The organism is Skermanella pratensis (assembly GCF_008843145.1).
GTDB lineage: Bacteria > Pseudomonadota > Alphaproteobacteria > Azospirillales > Azospirillaceae > Skermanella > Skermanella pratensis.
In genome coordinates this window covers 3,331,740-3,350,787 of the sequence record NZ_CP030265.1, presented here as the reverse complement: position 1 = coordinate 3,350,787, position 19,048 = coordinate 3,331,740, and the positions used below count along the sequence as shown (strand labels likewise).

The following is a 19,048-nucleotide window of genomic DNA, read 5'->3' as shown; positions in this document are numbered from 1 at the left end:
ACTGATAACCAGCTGCCTTCGCCTCCAGGAACACCGACATGACCGCAAAGCCCCTCGGCCTGATCTGCGCCATCCCCGACGAGATCGCCCATTTCGGCTCCAGCTTCGCCGGGACGGCGACCCGCACGCTGGCCGGGCTGACCTTCCGCGAAGGCACACTGGAGGGCAGGCCGACGGTGATGGTCGAAAGCGGTATCGGCAAGGTCAACGCCGCGGTGGTCTCGACCCTGCTGGCCGAAGTTTTCGGCTGCCATGCCCTGCTGTTCTCCGGCGTCGCCGGCGGACTCGACCCGAAGCTCGGAATCGGCGACGTGGTGGTCGCCACGCGCCTCGTCCAGCACGACTACGGCGCCCTGGTCGAAGCCGGCATCCGCCCCTACCAGCCCGGCGTCCCGCCGCTTCCCGGCTTCGACGAGACCCACGGCTACGCCCTGGCTCCCGATCTGGAAGCCAAGGTCCGGACCGCCCTGAACAACATCGCGCTGCCAGCCTTCGACGCCAAGGCGACCGGCGCCGAGCCGCGCGTGCCGACCATCCATTTCGGCACGATCCTGACCGGCGATACCTTCCTCAACTGCGAAGCCACCCGCGAGCGCCTGCACCGCGGCTTCGGCCAGGCGCTGGCGATCGAGATGGAGGGCGCCGCAGTCGCCCAGGTCGCCGAGCGCTACGGCATCCCCTGCCTCGTCGTCCGCTCCCTCAGCGACCTCGCCGGCGCCGAAAGCCACATGGACTTCGCCGCCTTCTGCGGTGCCGCGGCGGAAGGTGCGGCGGTGCTGATCCGCCGGCTGGTCGCGGTGGTATGAAGGGTGCGTTACGAATTTCCCTGACGCTCAAAACGCCTGACGCTCAAAATGTAGGTCGGCTAGAGCGAAGCGGCAGCCGACCTACGGCCCCGGCTGTTCGCGATGGTGCGAGAGGGACAAGAAGAACCTTCTTGACGCCGACCCACCATTTATAGGATTATAGTCTTATAAATCGGCACGACTCGTAGGTCGGCCTTCGCCCAAAGGGCGAACGCCGACACCAGACTCCAACGTTCCGGCATGCCGTCGGCGTTGGCCCTTTGGGCCAAGGCCGACCTACGCCGATCGACAATCCACACCATTTGCTAGCCTCTCCCGCAATGTCCGCTTGATGACCTTCCCGTTCGGATTGCGCGGAAGCGTGCCGGACTCGATCGTGAAGCCTTCCGGCACCTTGTAGTCCGACAGGCGCTCCGCGCAGAACGCCCGTAGGGCCGCCGTGTCGATGTCGGTTTCCGCCGCGATGAAGGCGTGGACGCGTTCGCCCAGGACAGGGCAGGGATAGCCGACGACTGCCACCTCCCGCACACCGGGGAAGTGGCTCAGCACGTTCTCGACCTCGGCGCTGAAGATCTTGTAGCCGCCTCGGTTGATCATGTCCTTCATGCGGTCGAATACCCGGACATACCCCTCGGCATCGACCGACCCGATGTCGCCGGAATGCCAGAACCCGGCGGTGAAGCCCTGGGCCGTGGCCTCCGGCTTGTTCCAGTAGCCCTTCACCACCATCGGCCCGCGGATCCACAGCTCGCCCGCCTCGCCGGCCGGGACCTCGCGGCCCTCCGGGTCCATCACGCGGATCTCGGCGCAGGGCACGGCCCGTCCGACGCTGTCCAGCCGGCCGGGGGTGTGGCCAACCGGCATGATCGTGGTGGGCGAGGTGGTCTCGGTAGCGCCGTAGGCGTTGATCAAGGTCAGGCTCGGCACCGTGCGGGCGAGCGCCGCGATGGTCGCGTCCGGCATCGGGGCGCCGCCGAAGGCGCCGATCCGCCACGCGGACAGGTCGAACTCGGCAAAGTCGGGCTGAAGCAGGCACAGGTTGTACATGGCCGGCACCAGGATGGTGTGGGTCATGCGCTCCGCCGCCGCCAGGGTCAGGAAGTCGCGTGCCTTGAAGGCGGGCAGGATCAGCAGCGCGCCGGCGACCCGCAGGATCGCCACCACCATGCCGATCAGCCCGGTCACGTGACTGCCGGGAACCGCCAGCAGCGAGCGGTCCCGGGCCGTCAGGTCCATGCAGGTTTCATAATGGAGAGCGGAATGACACATGCCGAGATGGGTCAGCATCGCCCCCTTGGGCTTGCCGGTCGTGCCCGAGGTATAAAGGATGACTGCGGTATCCTCCTCCCACACGGATGGTACGGGCGGCGGTGGAGCGGACCCGCGCATGCCCTCGAACGGGACAGCGACCCGCATCAGCCCCGTGATGTCCGGCAGCCGGTCCGTCAGGTCCGCCTCGTGGATCACCAAGGAGGCGCCGCAGTCGCGCAGCACATATTCCAGGCCGGGCTTCTGCTCCCGCACGCTCAGCGGCACCGCGATGGCCCCGATCCTGGCGATGGCATAGAGCGAGGTGACGAACTCCACCCGGTTGCCCAGCAGCAGCGCCACCCGGTCGCCGGGCCGGATGCCGCGCTCCGCAAGGCCGGCGGCCAAGCCGTCCACCTCGTCGCCGAGGTCGCGGTAGGTCAGGCGCCGGTCGCCGCAGACGACCGCGTCGCCGTCCGGGTTGCGCTTCACGGCGTCCGTCAGCATGGCGATCAGGCTGCCGGGACGCTCGGTGAAGCAGCGGACGACGCGGTCGCCGAAATGCGCCTCCATCCGGGTCGCCGGAAGGGTGTCGTCGGGCCAGGCCATCAGTGCGTCTTCTCCCGCATGGTTCCGTTGGCGCCACGCTCGATGATGTATTCGCGGTCGAAGAGGGATTGGGAATGGTTCAGATCCGATTGGGAGATCACCACCGCGAGGTCCTTGCCCCTCAAGGCGGAGATCACCTCCGACAAGCGCTGGGACAGGGCGGGGGCGACGCCCTCGAACGGCTCGTCCAGCAGCAGCAGGCGGGTGCCGACCGCCAGCGCGCGGCCCAGCGCCACCATCTTCTGCTGGCCTCCGCTCAGCAGCAGCGCCTTGCGCTCCCGCATGGCCTTCAGCTCCGGCATGATGCCGTAGACGAAGTCGAGCCGCTGCCGCCCGTCGAGCCGCTTGGTCACCCAGGTCGGCAGCAGGATGTTCTCCTCCACCGTCAGGGCGGGGATCAGTCCGCGGTCCTCCGGCATGTAGCCGATGCCCAAGTCGGCGCGGCGGTGGCGGGCCACCGTGCGCAGGTCGGTTCCGTCGATCCGGATCTGCCCCTGGAGCGGCGTCAGGTGCCCCATGATGGTCCGCATCATGGTGGTCTTGCCGGCGCCGTTGCGGCCGACCAGCCCGATCATCTCGCCCGGCGCCGCGGTCATGCCGAAGCCGCGCAGCGCGGTGACCGACTGGATGGTGACGTGGATGCCGTCGATGGCCAGCATCTCGGCGCTCATCGCGCGGTCCCCGTGACGTATCGCTGCACCTCCGGATCGTCGAGCACCCGGTCGGGCGGATCGTCGGCGATGATCCGGCCGTTGAAGAAGGCGACCACGCGGTCGGCGTACCGGGTCACGATATCCATGTCGTGCTCCACGAACAGGACGGTGACGGACTCGCGGGCCAGCGCGCCCATGACAGTCTCCATCATCGGGAATTTCTCCTCCGCGCTGACGCCGCTGGTCGGCTCGTCGAGCAGCAGCAGGCGCGGGCGGCCGGTCAGGGCCATGGCGATGTCCAGCAGCTTCCGCACGCCGCCGGCCAGTTCGGTAACCGGACGGTCGGCGTACTCGGCCAGGCCGAAGCGGTCGAGCAGTTCCTCCGCCCGCAGGCGCTGGTCTTCGGCATGGGCCGGTTTCCAGAACGACAGCCCGCCCGGATCGGAGGCGGCCAGCGCCACCAGCATGTTCTCCAGCGCCGTCAGCTCGATGCAGAGCTGCGGGATCTGGAACGAGCGGCTGACGCCCATGCGGCTGATCCGCCGGGGAGCCAATGCCGTGATGTCGTTGCCTTCCAGGAGGATGCGGCCGGTGTCCGGCTTCAGGTACCCGGTCACCATGTTGACGAATGTTGTCTTTCCCGCACCGTTGCTGCCGATCAGGCTGACCCGCTGGCCGGCAGGGACCTCCATCGACAGTCCCGACGCGGCCACGACGGCTCCGAAGCTCTTGCCCAGGTCGCGGGCGGACAGGACCGAGGTCATGGCACGGCCTCCCCGCGCGCGGACCGGACCGCCGGCGCGCGGTTCCCTCGTGCCGCCACGGCCCGCTTCGACCACAGCGAACCGATGCCGCGCGGCAGGAACAGGATCACCAGCAGCAGGAAAACACCCAGCGAGAACTGCCACATGTGCGGGAAGTACATGCTGGCGAAGGACCGGACCAGTTCCAGCAGGACGGATGCTATGAACACCGCGACCACCCCGTGATGACCGCTGAGGATCGCCACGAAGACGAACTCTCCCGAAGTGGTCCAATAGGCGAAATTCGGATCGATGTGTCCGAGCGCCATGACGGTCAGCGCGCCGCCGATGCCGCCGAGCGCCGCGGCCAGGGTGAAGTTGACCGCGATGGCCGCCTGGACCGAGGCGCCCAGATACTCCACCCGCAGGTCGTTGTCCCGGATCGCCAGCGACACCAGCCCCCGGGCCGAGCGGAAATAGACCGTGGCGAGGAAGGCCACGATGCCGGTCACCACCATCGCCAGGGCGTAGATGGAATAGTCCGCGTAAGCGTCGGGCGGTGCCCAGCCCAGCATCGTCGGCCGGCCGACGTTGAAGCCGTCCGACCCTCCGATCGCGGGCGACTTCACCAGGGCGCCGTAGAGCACCATGGAGAGCGCCAGCGTCAGCATGGAGAAGAAGATGCCGCGGTAGCGGGCGAGCAGCGGCCCGACCACGGCACCGGCCAGCGCCGCCGCCGCCCCGCCGACCAGGATCAGCACGACGGCGTCGGTGACGCCGAGCCGGTTGTAGGCGAGGCCGGCGACATAGCCTCCGGCGGCATAGACCAGCCCTTGGCCGAAGGACACGACGCCACTCCGCATCAGCAGCACGATGCCGAGCGTCACGATGCCGTAGGAGGCCGCGATGGTTCCCAGGAACAGGAGCCAGCGCGGCATGAGAAGACCCGCCGCCAGCAGCACCGCGACGGTCGCCGCGCTGGCCAGGGCGGCGGGAAGAAAGGGTCGGCCGGTCATGTGGTTCATTCCCAATCGAGGCTCCCGCGGTCAGATCTTGCGGGCGGAGACGCGCTGGAACAGGCCCTCCGGTCGGAAGATCAGGACAGCCGCCATGACGATGTAGATGCTGAACAGCTCCGCGTCGGGCATCAGGTGGACCGCGGCGGCGCGGGCGAGACCGACCACCACGGCGCCGATCGCCGCCCCCTCGATGCTGCCCAGCCCGCCGATGATCACGACCGCGAAGCTCAGGATGATCACGCCCACGCTGAGCCCCGGCTGGACCGAGATCATCGGCGCCGTGAAGGCGCCGCCCAGCGCCGCCAGGAACACGCCGACGGTGAACGCCGCGACATAGACGCGGTTGACGTTCACCCCCATGCTGGCGCTGACCTCCTCGTTGTGGATCACGGCCAGGACGATCTTGCCGGTCACCGTGCGGTTGAGGCCGAACCAGACGCCCAGGCCGCAGACCACGGCCAGCACGATCATCATCAGGTCGTACCCGACATAGAACAGCGACCCGAACTCCAAGTTGCCGAACAGGGTGTACGGCTCGGAGACGTAGTACGGGTTGACCCCCCAGATCAGCTTGGTGACGTCCTCCAGGATCAGGAACAGGGCATAGGTCACCAGCACCAGCAGTACCTCGTCCCGGCCGTAGAACAGCCGCAGCAGGCCCCGTTCAAGCAGCGGGCCGACGACCACGGCGACCGCCACGGCCGCCAGCAGCATGGCGACCAGCGACCATTCCGGCGCCAGCCCGAGCGACGCGAAGAGCGCCACGAAGCTGGCCGCCGCGTAGGCGCCGATGGCATAGAGGCTGCCATGGGCGATGTTGAGGATCTTGAGGACGCCGAACACCAGCGTCAGGCCGAGCGCCACGATGAAGAGCCACGAGGCGTAGATCAGCCCGTCCAGGAGAATGGTCAGTGCGAGATCCATGGGAAGGCGCCTTCAGCTGTGCGGCGTCAATCGCACTGCGCGCCGGGGAAGCCTGCCTTGATCCACTCGATGCTCTTCTGGCCGGCGGGAGGATTGACGCATTCGGCCTTGAAGTTCTGGATATCGTCCAGCACGACCATCTTGCGGCCTTCGTCGAAGCGGGTGCGGCCGATCGCGGTCTGCTGGATCGCCTGATGCCCGTCGCCCAGGGCCATGCGGATCGTGCCGGCCGGGGAGTGCCACTCCGACCCTTTCAGGGCCGCCGCGATCTCCTCGTTGGTCGGCTTCCTGCCGCCGTTCGCGGCCATGGCCTTCTCGACCGCGACCTTCAGGCCCAGCACCGCCTGGACCATGCGGTAGGGCGCCTGGACCGGATAGACGTTGTAGGCATCCTGGTAGACCTTCCAGAACCAGTCGTTCAGGTCGCTCTTGGGTGCCAGCAGGCCATAGGCGCCGCGGGCTCCGATGATGGCCCCGTCGGGCATCTTGTCGCCCAGGGAGGGGAGCACGTGGTCGGCCGCGCTCAGCACCACCTGGCTGCGCTTGAACAGTCCGCGCGGTCCCGCCTGGAGGATGAAGGCCTGGAGGTCGCCGCCCCACAGGCTGGAATGGACGACATCGGATCCCTGGCGCACCAGCGCCGAGATCTCGGTGCCGTACTGGCCGGCGCCGAACTTCGGCAGCAGGTCGGCCTCGGCCTTGAATCCGGGATAGAGCTGCTCCATGGCGGCCAGGAAGTCGGTGCGGGAGTCGTGGCCCCAGGCATAGTCCTGGTTGATCGCGCTGACGGTCGCCGCCTTGACGCCCTGGGTCTTCATGTACCGGGCCAGCGCCACGTTATCCATGGTCGCGTGGGAGGCGGTGCGGAACACGTATTCGTACTTGCCGTCCTCGAAGATCCGGGGCGTGCCGCAGTCGTACAGGATCAGCAGGCGCTTGAGTTCCTCCGCCGCCGGTGCCACCGCCAGGCAGTCGCCGGAACTTACATAACCGATCACCACGTCCACGTTCTCGCGCTGGTACAGGTTGCGAAGCTCCTGCACCTGCTTGGTGGCGCCGCCGGCCTCGTCGACCACGACCGTCTGGATCGGCATCCCGCCGAAACCGACCGTGTCGTAGGGGGCCGGCGCCTCGCCCTTGTTGAGCGCGTCGATCAGGACCTTGCCGCCGTTCCAGGCCGGAACGCCGAAGCTCTCCGCCGCCTGCCCGGACAGGAAGGTGACGATACCGACCTTGAACGTCTCCTGGGCCTGTGCCGGCTGGGCCATGCCGAAAGCGAGCGCCAATGCCGCCGCGCACGATGCCATGCGAATGAATGCCATGCCGTTTCCTCCCTTAAGGAAAATCATTGTCCCATGCCGTTTTTGCTTCGTGGTCACGGGTTTGGTGAACCTGTCGATGTCAGCGGTCTAAGCCTCCACCTCCTCCTTCAGCGGCGCGCTGACCGAGCGCCCCATGTCCAGGCGCGCCACTTCGTAGCCGCGCTTGAAATCGTCGATATGCTTGCCCATCCACAGCTCGGCCGTCCCGCCGTCCCGGCGTCTCAGCGCCTCCAGGATGGTGCGATGCGCGGACATCAGCCGCGGGCCGGACTGCGGCAGCCGGGGCATCATCACCTCGACCGCGGGATAGAACAGCAGGCTGATCGGCTCGCGTGCGAGCAGCAATGCACGGTTGCGTGCCGCCTCGGCGATCAGGGTGTGGAACTGGATATCGAACTCGACCAGGGACGCTCCGGCTCGCAGGGCATCCTCGGTGGCGTCGACATTGGCCCCGATCCGGTCGATCTCGTCGTCCGTGATCGGGCCGGCGGCGAGCCTTGCAGCCAGGGGTTCCAGCGTGCGGGCGACGTCCCACAGTTCACGGAACGTGACCTCCTGCATGATCAGGGCGCGGGTGGCGCGCGGTGCCAGGTCGCTGTAGCGGGGCAGGGAGACGATGAGCCGCTTGCCGCCGCGCGTCACCAAGCCTTCCTGTTCGAGCTGCCGGATACCCTCGCGCACGGTCGAGCGGTTGACGCCGAACTGTTGGGCGAGCGCCGTCTCGCTGGGGAGCTGGTCGCCGGGTTTGAACTGCCCGGCGAGGATGCGCCGCTCGATTTCGTTCGAGACGATCTTATAGGCGGGAAGCAGATTCAGCTTTCCGAATGGTGGCGGCTTTGTTTCGTCCATCGCCATCCCGGCGTTGATCCCGATCGTCCAATTGTCCGACAATGCGCGTCCGGCGGAATCACTCTGAGACCTGCCTGGAAGAGGGTCAACCGGGGCGAAGAGGTTAACCCTTCGGGGTGGATCAGCGGGGTTCGGCCATGACGGGAGGAGTTCCCCTGATACCCGCCAGTTCCGCGCGCAGCATCGACAAGGCGGTGCGGACGCATTCCAGGCGGACGCCGCCGCGGCCTATGTCGCCGAATCGCTCCATCCGGTGCCGGGTCGGAAATCCCCTGCGCGCCATGGCGAAGTGGACGAGGCCGGGCTCGTCGTCCGGACCCGCGGGACCGGCGAAGCCGGTGATCGAAATGCTGAGATGGGCGCGGGAGTTGGCGATGGCTCCCTCGGCCATGGCGCGGGCGACCTCTTCGGAGACCGGGCCGGGGTCTTCCAGAAGGGCCGGCGGAACGCCCAGCATCTCGCTCTTGGCATCGTTGGTGTAGGTCACGAAACCGCGCTCGAAGGCGTGGGAGCAACCGGTGATATCGGTCAGCAGCGAGGCGAGCAGGCCGCCGGTGCAGCTTTCCGCGGTGGCGATCATGATCTCCTGGCGGCAGGCGGTCTCCAGCACCTGCTGGACGCACTGGTCGACATCGTCCGGCATGTCGCCGGGCAGGGTTTCCGTCATCTTTATCTTCCTTCACCGGGTCTGGTCCGGTGGCGATAACAGGCCGTGCCGCGCTGCCGTTCCAACCGGAGCCGGCCAGCTCCAGATGCCGACCGGACGTTCCCGCCCGCGCAACGTCCGGAGCGGCAGTTCGACAAATCCCTCTACCGCGGCGCTGCCGGCGGCCGAGTGCGCCGCCTCGATCACCGCGTCCGAGGCGGCGATGGTGACGCCCAGTTCGCGGGTAATGGATTCCAGCCGGCTCGCGACGTTCACCGCGTCGCCGATTATGGTGAAGGTGAATTGGCGCGTGCCGCCGGTGTCGCCGATCAGGACCGGTCCGAGATGGAGTCCCATGGCCACCGTCAGCGGCGGCAGGCCGGCGGCCGCAAGCTCCCGGTTCCAGCCGTCCATGCCTCGGGCGATCTGGCGCGCCGCCGCCAAGGCCTGGGCGGCGTCGCGCGGCGACGGCTCCGGGATGCCGAAGATGGCCATGGCCCCGTCGCCGAGGAACTTGTCGACCACGCCGTCCCGGTCGAGCACCGCCGTTTCCACCTGCCGGTAGAAGCCGCGCAGGACGTCCATCGCTTCGGCAGGCGAAAGCCTTTCGTTGATGCCGGTGAACCCGACCAGGTCCACGAACAGGATGGTCACGGGCTGGGTCCGGTCCTCCAGCCCGGGCTTGTTGCTGTTCATCAGCCGTTCGGCGACCGCGGGCGAGAAATACCGCATGAGGTTGCGCCGCTGCCGTTCGGCCAGCCGCCGCGCCGACTCGCCGATCTGTGAACGCCTCGCGGAGAACAGGGCGAAGCCCAGCGATGCCGCCAGCACCGGCGAGGTCACCGCCAGCCAGAGCCCCGCCGTGGTGAACAGCACGGCCGTCGCGGCGAGCCAGGCGGCGATCAGGGCCGCCGTGCCGAGGGCCGCGGCGATCGGCGTCAGCGCCGCTCCTAGCGCAGCACCCAGCAGGCCGGCGGCAAGTATGGCGGAGATGTCGGCCGGCAGAAGGGAAGCCCGGTCCGCGGGCGTCCGCCCCGTCAGCAGGTTGTCGACCACGGTGGCGAGATGTTCGGCGCCCGGCAGCGCCCGGCCGAACGGCGTGTGGAAGCTGTCGCCGACGCCCTGGGCCGACGCGCCGATCAGCACGATCCGGTCGCTGAAGCTACCCTTCGGGATGCGGTCGGCCAGCAGGTCGGCCAGCGGCCGGGTCTCGATCGTGCCGGGCGGGCCGTAATGGTTGACCGGCAGCCGCATCCGGCGGTCGGTGGCGACGAAGTCCTGGCCGAACCGGATGCCGGCCCCGACATGGAGGGTCATCCGATCCGCCTCCAGGTCCTTGTATCTCCGTACCGCTTCGACCGGCAGGCTCGGATACCAGGCGTCGCCGAAGCGGATCGCGGACTGGTCATGGCGCAACACACCGTCGGCGTCGATCCGGACCGTGACATGTCCGAGCGCCGCCGATCCGGCGAGGATGGGCACGGGAGCGATGATGGATGCCGGGTGGTCGCCGTCCCGGGGGTCCGGGACGGCCGGCTCCCGCACCACGCGGAACGCCGCTTCGCGGAGCACTTCGGGCGATGCGCCGCCTGTCGGTCCCGTGCCATCGGAGCCGAAGGCGAAGGCGAACCCCAGCACGCCGACGCCGGCGGATCGCAATGCGGATGCCAAGTCGCCGTCTGGATCGGCCGCTTCCAGCAGATGGCCGATACGGGCGGCGAGCCCGTCCGCGGATTGCGTCATCGCGCCGCGTGCATCGTCCAGGATCTCGGCGACGTCGGCCGGCAGCGGGGCTTCGGGCTCGGGGAACAGCAGGTCGATCGCGACGACCCGCGCGCCGTCCGCCGCCAGCCGGCGCACGGCGTCGGCGATCAGCCGCCGGGACAGCGGCCAGCGGCCATGCTCCGCAAGGGTCCTGTCGTCGATCATCAGCAGCGTCACGATGCCCGAGGGCTCCAGCGGCCCGCGTAGCCGATAGCGCAGCGTCAGGCTCTGGCCTTCAAGCCCCCTCAGCCACACCGGTTCGGCATCGGCCAGCCGCAGGCAGGCGAGGACCAGCGGGACTGCGAGGGCTGCGAGGGCTGCGAGCAGCCGATGCTTGCCCATCGCTCAACGGTAGGCCGGGCCGAGGAGGCGGAGCGTGCGGTCGACCCTGGGGGCTCCCCAGGTGACGGGCGGCGTCGGATCCCGTCCTGCCGCCACGTCGGTTCCCTGGGATGGTGCCAGGGTGACGGCCGTCCCCGTGGAACGGCTGCGCACTTCAACCACGCCCTCCAGCCCGAGCACCGCGGTGGCGGCCGGCGTGATCTCGGCCGTCCATTCGGTCGAGCGGGCCGACGCGACCGCCGTGTCGGTCTGGACCGCGAAGCTGCCGAACCCGGTCTGGCGGACCACGGCGCGGACGATTCCCGACAACATGGAAAAGAGCGCCGACGTCCGCCTTCCCTGCGCGTCGATCGTGTAGTCCGAGACCTGGACGCGGCTTTCAGGGCCGGCGCTCAGGCTGCTGCCGTCGCTGAACAGCACCGTGACCCGTGAGGCGAAGCCGGTCTCGATCACGTCGGCGGTGAAGACCGAAGTGCCTATCAGCAGCGGAGACCGGATGTCGTCGCGCAGGATCGCGGTGCTGCCCTCCTGCCGGACCACCCGCCCGACCGGCGCCCGATCCGCCTGCTTCAAGTCCGCCGCCGTTGCTGGCCCGGCGATCATGCAGCCGGCCAGCAGCAACAGCGAAATTCTCCCAGCAATCCCCATCGTCGGACCCCCTTTGGCTCGGCCCGGGCATCATCATGGAAACGGCAATGGCGAAACGCTGAAATTAAGGACGGGCGATGGTTCAAATCGGGTATCCGGGCAACGGGTCGGCTATGTCGCGGTCAGCCTCCTACAGGTCGAAGTCCGGGGAGTTTCGATTTGTTCCGGCCAGATGAGGCGCCACGACCCTGTCGGCCGGCAGCCGGACCGTGACGGAGGTGCCGTGTCCCTCGGCGCTGGTGATCGTCAGGCTTCCGCCGTGGCGTTCGACCAGGGTCTTGGATATGAAAAGGCCCATGCCGCTGCCCTGGTAGCGCCGGGACATCACGTTCTCCACCCGGCTGAACGGCTTGCCCAGGTCCGTCAGCCGGCTTTCCGGGATGCCGATTCCGCTGTCGGAAATGGTGATCTCCAGGTCGCCGTCGGCGGGGTCGCGCCGCACGGCGAGGTCGATACGGCCCTGTTCGGGGTGAACTTGGCGGCGTTGCCGAGCAGGTTGATCAGCACCTGCTTGAGCGCGCGGCGGTCCGCCCGGAGCACCGGCATCGGGTCCGGCAGCGCTTTCGTGACGGTTTGCTGCGCCTCGCCGGGGGAGAGGCGGGTCAGGCGGAAAGCCTCGTCCACGATCTCCGACAGGGGAATGCTCTCCTCCTGGAACTCCATCTGGCGGGCCTCGATCCGCGCCATGTTCAGCAGGTCGCTGATGAGGTCCAGCAGGTGCTGGCCGCTGCGGTGGATGTCGCTGGCGTAGTCGCGATAGCGCTCACTCAGCGGTCCCAGGATCTGTTCCTTCAGGACCTCGCTGAAACCCATGATGGCGTTGAGCGGCGTGCGCAGCTCATGGCTCATGCTGGCGAGGAATTCCGACTTGGCGCGGCTCGCCGCCTCGGCCGCGTCCTTGGCGGCGCGCAGCATCTCCTCCGTCTTCTTCTGCTCGGTGATGTCCCGGCAGACCCCGAACACCTGGGCGACTTCGCCGGACTCGTCCCGGCTGAACTGCCACTGCGCCCAGACATGCCGCTCCTCCCCGTCGGGGCGGCTGATGCGGAACTCCATGGCCGAGCGGCTTTTCTCCGCGACGGAGCGGGTCACCCTGCCGATCACCGCGTCGCGCTCGTCCGGATGGATGAAGGAGAATACGTTTTCGAAGTCCGGGACGTAGCTCCGGCGGTCCACGCCGAAGATCCGGTAGGTCTCGTCCGACCATTCGACACGCCGGCCGCCCACATGCCACAGCCAGTCGCCCGTCCGGGCGATCCGCTGCGCTTCCGACAGCTCGCGTTCGCGGGTGCGCAGCGCGTCGGCCGAGTTGCGCTCGGCGGTAATGTCGGTGCCGGTTCCGCGATAGCCCTGGAACACCCCGCGATCGTCCAGGATCGGCCGCGACTTGATCCGGAAATGCCGCAGGTCGCCGCCCGGTGGCCGGTGGGAGAACTCGAAACAGTCGATCGGGCGGCGGGCCTGGATGTCCTCGTAGTAGCGCCGCCATCTCTGTGTCGCCGTGTTTTCCGAGACCATCTCCCGCAACTGCCGGCCTATCATGTCCGCCGGGGCGATCCCAAGCGTATCGAAGGCCCGGCCGGAAACATAGGTGACCCGGAACTCCGTGTTGGTCTCCCACAGCCAGTCCGACGCCACCTCGGTGAAGTCCCGGAAGCGATGCTCGCTCCGGCGCAACGCCTCGACCGCCTCGATCTTCTCGGTCACGTCCAGGAGGCTGCCGGCGATGCGGACGGCGCGGCCGGCGTCGTCCCGGACCGCCTCGGCGCGCGACTGCATCCAGCGGAGCGCCCCGTCAGGCCGGCGGATGCGGAACGTCACGTCATAGGGCGTGCCGTGGGCGAGATGGGATTCATAGGCTGCCGCGACTCCCGCAAGGTCCTCCGGATGGATCAGGCGCTCCAGCGTTTCACCCAGGATCCCGAATCCCGTGTCGCCGACCGGATCGGCGCTCGGGTCCAGCCCCAGCATCTGCTTGTGAAGGGGGCTCCAATGGATGGTCCCGCCGACCAAATCGACGTCCCAGATGCCGACATGGCCGCCGCGCGCCGCGACGGCATAGCGCTCCTCGCTGACGCGCAGGGCCTCGTCGGTTCGGCTTCGGATGATCGCGACGGCGGCCAGCTTGGCGAGCCGGCCCGCTGTCTCCATTTCGGATTCGTCGGGCGCCCGGGCGACCCCGTAATAGGTGCCGAAGGTCCCCAGGACGACGCCGTCCGCAATGATCGGGAAAGACCAGCAGGCTTGCAGCCCATGGGGCAGGGCGCTGTCGCGATAGTCGTCCCACAGCGGGTCCGTCGCGATGTCCGCGACGATCACCGGTGTGCCGGTGGAGGCCGCCCTGCCGCAGGACCCCGTGTCGGCCCCTATGGCGACGCCGTCGATCGCGGCGTTGTAGGCGTCCGGCAGGCTCGGCGCGGCGGCGATCCTGAGATGGACGCCGTCCGGGTCGAGCAGCAGGATCGAACAGCGGCTTTGCCCGGTGAGATCTTCGGACAGCAGGCAGATCCGGGACAGGATGGACTCGAGCGGGGCGCCGCCGACGATCGCTTCAAGGATCGCCTGTTCGCCCCGCGTCTCGGCGTCGGCGTGCCTGCGCGCCGTGATCTCCACCATCGAGCCGTAGCTGCCGGTCAGCCGGCCCTCCCCGTCGCGCTCCAGCGTGACGCTCGCGTCCACCCAGCAGCGCGATCCGGCGGCGGTCCGGAAGCAGACCGGGTGCCGGTAGCGGGTCGCTTGCTCCGTGAGCAGCCCGGCAAAACGGGTCAGGGAGCCCTGCCGTTCCTCCGGCGCGACGAAGTCATGGTACGGGTGCCCGATGCAGCCTTCGACCGGCAGGCCGGTCATCCGCGTCCAGGCCGGATTAAGGTAGGTCCATTTGCCCTCGGCGTCGGTCGCGAACACGACCTCGGGCATCGTGTCGAGGACCTTCGCGGACAGTGGGATGGATGCGTCCCCGGCCGGTTCCGGTCGCGGCGCGGATGAGGGGGAATACGTCGCGGAGGGCAATGTCGGACCGGTCGGTTGGATAATCAGCGTTCTGATCAATCATGTGATAACAATGGTTAAGGGACTCCTTTTCAACACGAAGCGTCTTCTATAAAGGTGCTGTACATTCGAGATGAAGTCGCGGGACGGCAGGGCTTCCGGGGATCAGGCGCCCCGGGTGCCGCCCTCGCGCACGATGCCGTCGCGCGAAGTGATGTCCGGCACGACGCTTTCGGGCATCATCTTCAGGATCGTGCCGCCGGGAGCGGGGCGCGGGGCGGTGATGTCGGCCGGCGGCGCCACGGGGGTGGTCAGCAGGAGCGGCATCGCCGGGCAGGTATCGGGGGCGTCGATCGCGGCGCCGATCATTCCGGTCATCCGGCCCAGCGCCTCCTGGGTCAGCGCGAAGCCGTAGAGCACGGCGCCCGCGACCAGGGCGAAGCCGGAGATCAGGACGATCAGCATGCGATGGTCGAGCAGGGCGGACACGAGTCCGTAATTGATCAGCCGGTCGAGACCGCTCCCGGTGCTGAACTCGAGGACGGCGCCGGCGGTGAGGCCGAGGAAACCGGCGGTGGACAGCAGGAGCCCGGTGATCTTCATTTCAATCCCATTGATGATTGGTCGAGTGCATCTCCGCGCATTGTAGTAAAAATCCCGGAACCGCTACTCCGCCCGGTGGGGGTGCCGGTGCGGTACTCCGCCCTACGCCATTGGATTGACGTCCGAGAAAAGTCGGGGTGGCGCCTTGGGGTTGGCAGGAAGCGTGGGCTCTTTGTCATTGCTGCCAGCCTCGCGGTGGTGGGATACTGCCGCCATGACGACGATCCCGCGCCCCCGCATGGCCGTGCTGGCCTATCCCGATGTCCAGATCCTCGACGTGGCCGGACCGCTCCAGGTGTTCTGCCATGCCGGGTATCCGGTCGAGATCATCGGGCTGGAGGCCGGCCCGATGCGCACCTCGTCGGGCATGCAGCTCGTCGCGGAGCGCGGCTTCGCGGAGGTCTCCGGCGGGATCGATACGCTTCTGGTGGCGGGCGGCGTCGGCGTCGGAGCGCCTGCCGCGGATCCCCGCGTCCATGATTGGCTTCACGGAATGCGCCCGCGCGTTCGGCGGCTCGGGTCGGTCTGTTCCGGCGCCTTCGTGCTGGCCGCGGCGGGATTGCTCGACGGACGCCGGGCGGTAACGCACTGGGCGCGGTGCGACGAGTTCCGAGCGGCGTTTCCGCGGGTGCGGCTGGAGCCGGACGCCCTGCATATCCGCGACGGCGACATCTACACCTCGGCCGGGGTGACGGCCGGCATGGACCTGGCGCTGGCCATGGTCGAGGAGGACCGGGGACACCGGGCGGCGCTGGAGATCGCGCGGCAGCTAGTGCTGTTCCTGAAGCGGCCGGGCGGGCAGTCGCAGTTCAGCAGCCACGTGATGGCGGAGGCCGGCGCCGGGTCGCCGGTCCGCGCCGTGCAGGACCGGATCGTCGCGAACCCGTCGGCGGACCTCCGGGTCGAGGAACTGGCGGCCCGCGCCGGCATGAGCCCGCGCAACTTCGCCCGTGTCTTCCTGCGGGAGACCGGCACGACGCCCCAGAAGTTCGTCGAGGGCGCCCGCCTGGACGCCGCCCGCGCCCGCCTGGAACGCACCCGAGACCCGGTGGAGCGGATCGCTGAGGCGGCGGGATTCGGAACGGCCGAGACCATGCGCCGGACCTTCCTGCGCCGGCTCGGCGTGACGCCGCAGGATTATCGCAGCCATTTCCGGGCCGAAGCGGCGGTGCCGGCGGCCTGAAACGCATTGCCCGGGGAGAGTATCATGTGGATCCTGCGCGAGGGCCGCGACGCCCTGATTCTCTGCGTCTGCCAAGCGCTGTTCTGGGCCGGCCTGATGATCAGCATCACGCTGACCGGGCTGATCGGCCAAACCATCGCGCCGGTCGCGGCGCTCGCGACCTTTCCCGTGGGCCTGCTTATGGTGTCGAACATCGTGCTGGCCCGGCCCATCTCGCTGCTGATGCAGCGGCACGGCCGCCGGGCGGGCTTCCATGCCGGTGCGCTGGCCGGGGCGGCCGGGGGCGTGATCTGCGCGGTCGGGATCTTCCGTGCCGACTTCCTGATCTTCTGCCTGGGAAACGTCGTCCTGGGAGCGCACCAGGCCGCGGCCCAGTACTACCGGCTGGCGGCAGTGGACAGGGTGGAGCCCGAACGGCGCGGCCGGGCCGTCTCGCTGGTGCTTGCCGGCGGCATCGTCGCGGCCCTGATCGCGCCGCCGCTGGCCTTGTGGACCAAGGACCTGTTCGCCCCGGTGCTGTTCGCCGGCTCGTTCCTGGCACTGTCCGCGCTGAGCGTCCTGACGCTCATCCCGCTCGCCCTGATGGCGCCCCGGGAGGCGCAGGCGGCCGAGGTGGCGGGGCAGGGGCGGTCGATGGCCGAGATCGCCCGGCAGCCGGTGTTCCTGGCGGCCCTGGCGAGCGCGGCGGTCGGCCATGCCGTGATGGTGCTGGTGATGCACGCCACGCCGCTGGCCATGGTCGCTTGCAACCTGACCGTCGGCGACGCGGCCGGTACCATCCGAGCCCATGTGCTGGGCATGTTCGTTCCGTCCTTCTTCACCGGGCGCCTGATCGACCGCTTGGGAGCGCCGGCTATCGCGGCTCTGGGGACCGTGATCCTGGGCCTGAGCGCCGCCGTCTCCGCCTGGGACCAGCAGTTGCTGAACTTCCAGGCCGGCCTGGTGCTGCTCGGCGTGGGGTGGAACTTCATGTATATCGCCGGAACCACCCTGCTGACCCGGTCCTACCGCCCGGAGGAGCGCGGCAGGGTGCAGGGCTTCGCCGAGACCTCGATCGCGGCCTGCGCCGCCGTCGCCTCCTTCGGGTCCGCCGGCCTGCTCAATGCGCTGGGCTGGCAGGCGGTCAACTACGGCGCCCTGCCGTTCCTGGCGGCCGCGCTGGCGGTGACGCTGTGGTACGCCGCCGGTACGAGACGGGAGCGGCAGGCGGCGCTTTCGGCGTGAAGGGGGCGGACAACCCTTTCGCGATCCTGAGCGACGTACTTCCTTGCGGCGCTTGTCGCAGGGGAGGTACGGCCTGGGCCGTTCCCGGAAAAGCAGTTTACGCGCATTTTCTTAAAAAGCATGGTGCACCGCCGTTCCGGTCAGGGATCGGTTTCCGATAACCTTCGGAGGCACCAGTGCGTTTCCATTCTCTCGACAGCTGGCGCGGAATCTGCGCCATCCTGGTCGCCCTGATGCACCTTCCGGTGCTCGGGCATCTTTATGATCTTCCGTTCCTTCGCAACAGTTACCTGTTCGTCGACTTTTTCTTCGTGCTGAGCGGCTTTGTCATAACCCACTCCTATGGCGGCAGGATCTTGGACTGGGGCTCGGCAGCGGAATTCATGGTTCGGCGGATCGGCCGGATCTGGCCGCTGCATCTTTTCGTGCTGTTTCTCTTCGTCGCGCTCGAAACGATGAAGCTGATGCTGAGCGGCTGGTATGGCGATGCCTCCCATGCCCCGTTCACGGGTGAAACATCGCTTCCGTCGCTGGTCACGAACATCCTGCTCATCCATGCCACCGGAATCCACGACATCGGCATGTCGTGGAACGGGCCGAGCTGGTCGATCAGCGCGGAGTTCGTCGTCTATGCCATCTTCGCCGTGGGGCTCCTGGCTTTCAGGTCGCGGATCGCCGTGGTGCTGGGCGTGCTGGCGACCGCCGGCGCGTTCGCCGTGTTTACCTTCTCGCCCACCTACATGGACACCCAGCAGGAGTTCGGCGTGCTCCGCTGCCTGTTCGGCTTCACCGTCGGGCACCTGGTCTGTCGGCTTCGCCGGTCCGGAGACGAAGCGGCCGGTACCGGCTCCCGGTTCGGTTCCCTGGCCGAGGCGGCATCCCTTGTCGCCGTGGTCCTGTTCGTTTCCCTGGTCGGCGTCGGTCCGGCGAGCATGGCCGCGCCGCTGCTGTTCGGCGCCGTGATCCATGTCTTCGCCTCCGGCTGCGGGATCTTCACGAGGCTGCTGAATACCCGCCCCATGCGCAGGCTGGGAGAGCTCTCGTTCTCCATTTACATGATCCACGGCTTCGGCATCGAATTGATGATGAAGGGGGCCAACATCATCGAGAAGATGACCGGCTGGCGGCTGAAGTCGTCCCTGGCGCGCGACGGCGGCGAGGCGGAAGTCCTGGTGTTCGGCGAAGCATGGATGATGGACATCTTCACGCTGGCATACGTGATCGCCGTCGTCCTCGTCGCGGAACTGACCTACCGTCTGGTCGAGAAGCCGGGGCAGAGGTTCTTCAACGATCTTCCGACCTTCCGGATTCCTGCCGCCAAGGAACTCAGGTCGGCCGTTCCGTGAACGGCCCGGCCGTATACATAGCTTTCTAACCTGTCCAGCATGCTGGACGGCTGAGCTGGACGGTTTATTGGTCATACCGCTTTTGGCCGGGAGCGTGCCGGCATCTTCCAGGCTAGGTTACGCCCGCCAGC

At 68.2% G+C, this 19,048-nt stretch carries 17 protein-coding genes; 4 read left to right on the top strand and 13 right to left on the bottom strand.

Annotated elements, in window-relative coordinates; genetic code table 11:
• Positions 1-38 precede the first annotated feature (38 nt).
• Positions 39-806: a 5'-methylthioadenosine/adenosylhomocysteine nucleosidase gene (locus tag DPR14_RS15235; RefSeq protein WP_158045904.1), complete on the top strand. Its 768-nt coding sequence runs from the start codon at positions 39-41 to the stop codon at positions 804-806.
• Between the two features lie 276 nt (positions 807-1,082).
• On the opposite strand, the gene DPR14_RS15230 is transcribed toward DPR14_RS15235, so the two are convergent.
• The 13 genes from DPR14_RS15230 to DPR14_RS15170 all read right to left on the bottom strand — a co-directional run bounded on the left by DPR14_RS15230 (position 1,083) and on the right by DPR14_RS15170 (position 15,164).
• Positions 1,083-2,663, bottom strand: a complete 1,581-nt coding sequence (locus DPR14_RS15230; protein WP_158045903.1) for a class I adenylate-forming enzyme family protein — start codon at positions 2,661-2,663, stop codon at positions 1,083-1,085.
• Entirely contained in the window at positions 2,663-3,334 is a 672-nt protein-coding gene (locus tag DPR14_RS15225; RefSeq protein ID WP_246148193.1) for an ABC transporter ATP-binding protein, read from the bottom strand. The genes DPR14_RS15230 and DPR14_RS15225 overlap by 1 nt, the downstream gene beginning before the upstream one ends.
• The gene (locus DPR14_RS15220; protein WP_158045902.1) at positions 3,331-4,080 is read right to left on the bottom strand and encodes an ABC transporter ATP-binding protein; all 750 of its coding nucleotides are present in this window, start codon (positions 4,078-4,080) and stop codon (positions 3,331-3,333) included. The genes DPR14_RS15225 and DPR14_RS15220 overlap by 4 nt, the downstream gene beginning before the upstream one ends.
• A complete protein-coding gene (locus DPR14_RS15215) occupies positions 4,077-5,075 on the bottom strand; it encodes a branched-chain amino acid ABC transporter permease (RefSeq protein WP_158045901.1) in 999 nt (332 codons plus the stop codon). The genes DPR14_RS15220 and DPR14_RS15215 overlap by 4 nt, the downstream gene beginning before the upstream one ends.
• Positions 5,076-5,105: 30 nt before the next feature.
• Positions 5,106-6,002 (bottom strand): branched-chain amino acid ABC transporter permease, encoded by an 897-nt coding sequence (locus DPR14_RS15210; protein ID WP_158045900.1) that lies wholly within the window; start codon positions 6,000-6,002, stop codon positions 5,106-5,108.
• Between the two features lie 26 nt (positions 6,003-6,028).
• Positions 6,029-7,324, bottom strand: a complete 1,296-nt coding sequence (locus tag DPR14_RS15205) for an ABC transporter substrate-binding protein (protein WP_158045899.1) — start codon at positions 7,322-7,324, stop codon at positions 6,029-6,031.
• 87 nt (positions 7,325-7,411) lie between these two features.
• A complete protein-coding gene (locus DPR14_RS15200; protein ID WP_246148191.1) occupies positions 7,412-8,179 on the bottom strand; it encodes a FadR/GntR family transcriptional regulator in 768 nt (255 codons plus the stop codon).
• A gap of 115 nt (positions 8,180-8,294) precedes the next feature.
• The gene (locus DPR14_RS15195; protein WP_158045898.1) at positions 8,295-8,840 is read right to left on the bottom strand and encodes a CinA family protein; all 546 of its coding nucleotides are present in this window, start codon (positions 8,838-8,840) and stop codon (positions 8,295-8,297) included.
• A 12-nt stretch (positions 8,841-8,852) separates the two neighbouring features.
• Complete coding sequence (locus tag DPR14_RS15190) at positions 8,853-10,925, bottom strand: CHASE2 domain-containing protein (RefSeq protein WP_158045897.1); 2,073 nt, start codon at positions 10,923-10,925, stop codon at positions 8,853-8,855.
• A gap of 3 nt (positions 10,926-10,928) precedes the next feature.
• Entirely contained in the window at positions 10,929-11,546 is a 618-nt protein-coding gene (locus DPR14_RS15185; RefSeq protein WP_192498962.1) for a FecR family protein, read from the bottom strand.
• A 157-nt stretch (positions 11,547-11,703) separates the two neighbouring features.
• Positions 11,704-12,015, bottom strand: a complete 312-nt coding sequence (locus DPR14_RS15180) for an ATP-binding protein (protein ID WP_192498961.1) — start codon at positions 12,013-12,015, stop codon at positions 11,704-11,706.
• Positions 11,937-14,489: a PAS domain S-box protein gene (locus DPR14_RS15175; protein ID WP_158045894.1), complete on the bottom strand. Its 2,553-nt coding sequence runs from the start codon at positions 14,487-14,489 to the stop codon at positions 11,937-11,939. Before DPR14_RS15175 ends, DPR14_RS15180 begins: the two co-directional genes overlap by 79 nt.
• A 237-nt stretch (positions 14,490-14,726) precedes the next feature.
• Positions 14,727-15,164, bottom strand: coding sequence for a hypothetical protein (locus DPR14_RS15170; RefSeq protein WP_158045893.1), 438 nt, complete (start codon positions 15,162-15,164; stop codon positions 14,727-14,729).
• 214 nt (positions 15,165-15,378) lie between these two features.
• On the opposite strand from DPR14_RS15170, the gene DPR14_RS15165 reads away from it, so the two are divergent.
• From DPR14_RS15165 to DPR14_RS15155, 3 genes are all read left to right on the top strand, one after another.
• Positions 15,379-16,347, top strand: coding sequence for a GlxA family transcriptional regulator (locus DPR14_RS15165; RefSeq protein ID WP_158045892.1), 969 nt, complete (start codon positions 15,379-15,381; stop codon positions 16,345-16,347).
• Positions 16,348-16,371: 24 nt separating this feature from the next.
• Positions 16,372-17,571 (top strand): MFS transporter, encoded by a 1,200-nt coding sequence (locus DPR14_RS15160; RefSeq protein WP_158045891.1) that lies wholly within the window; start codon positions 16,372-16,374, stop codon positions 17,569-17,571.
• A gap of 176 nt (positions 17,572-17,747) precedes the next feature.
• Complete coding sequence (locus tag DPR14_RS15155; RefSeq protein ID WP_158045890.1) at positions 17,748-18,917, top strand: acyltransferase family protein; 1,170 nt, start codon at positions 17,748-17,750, stop codon at positions 18,915-18,917.
• Positions 18,918-19,048: the final 131 nt, after the last annotated feature.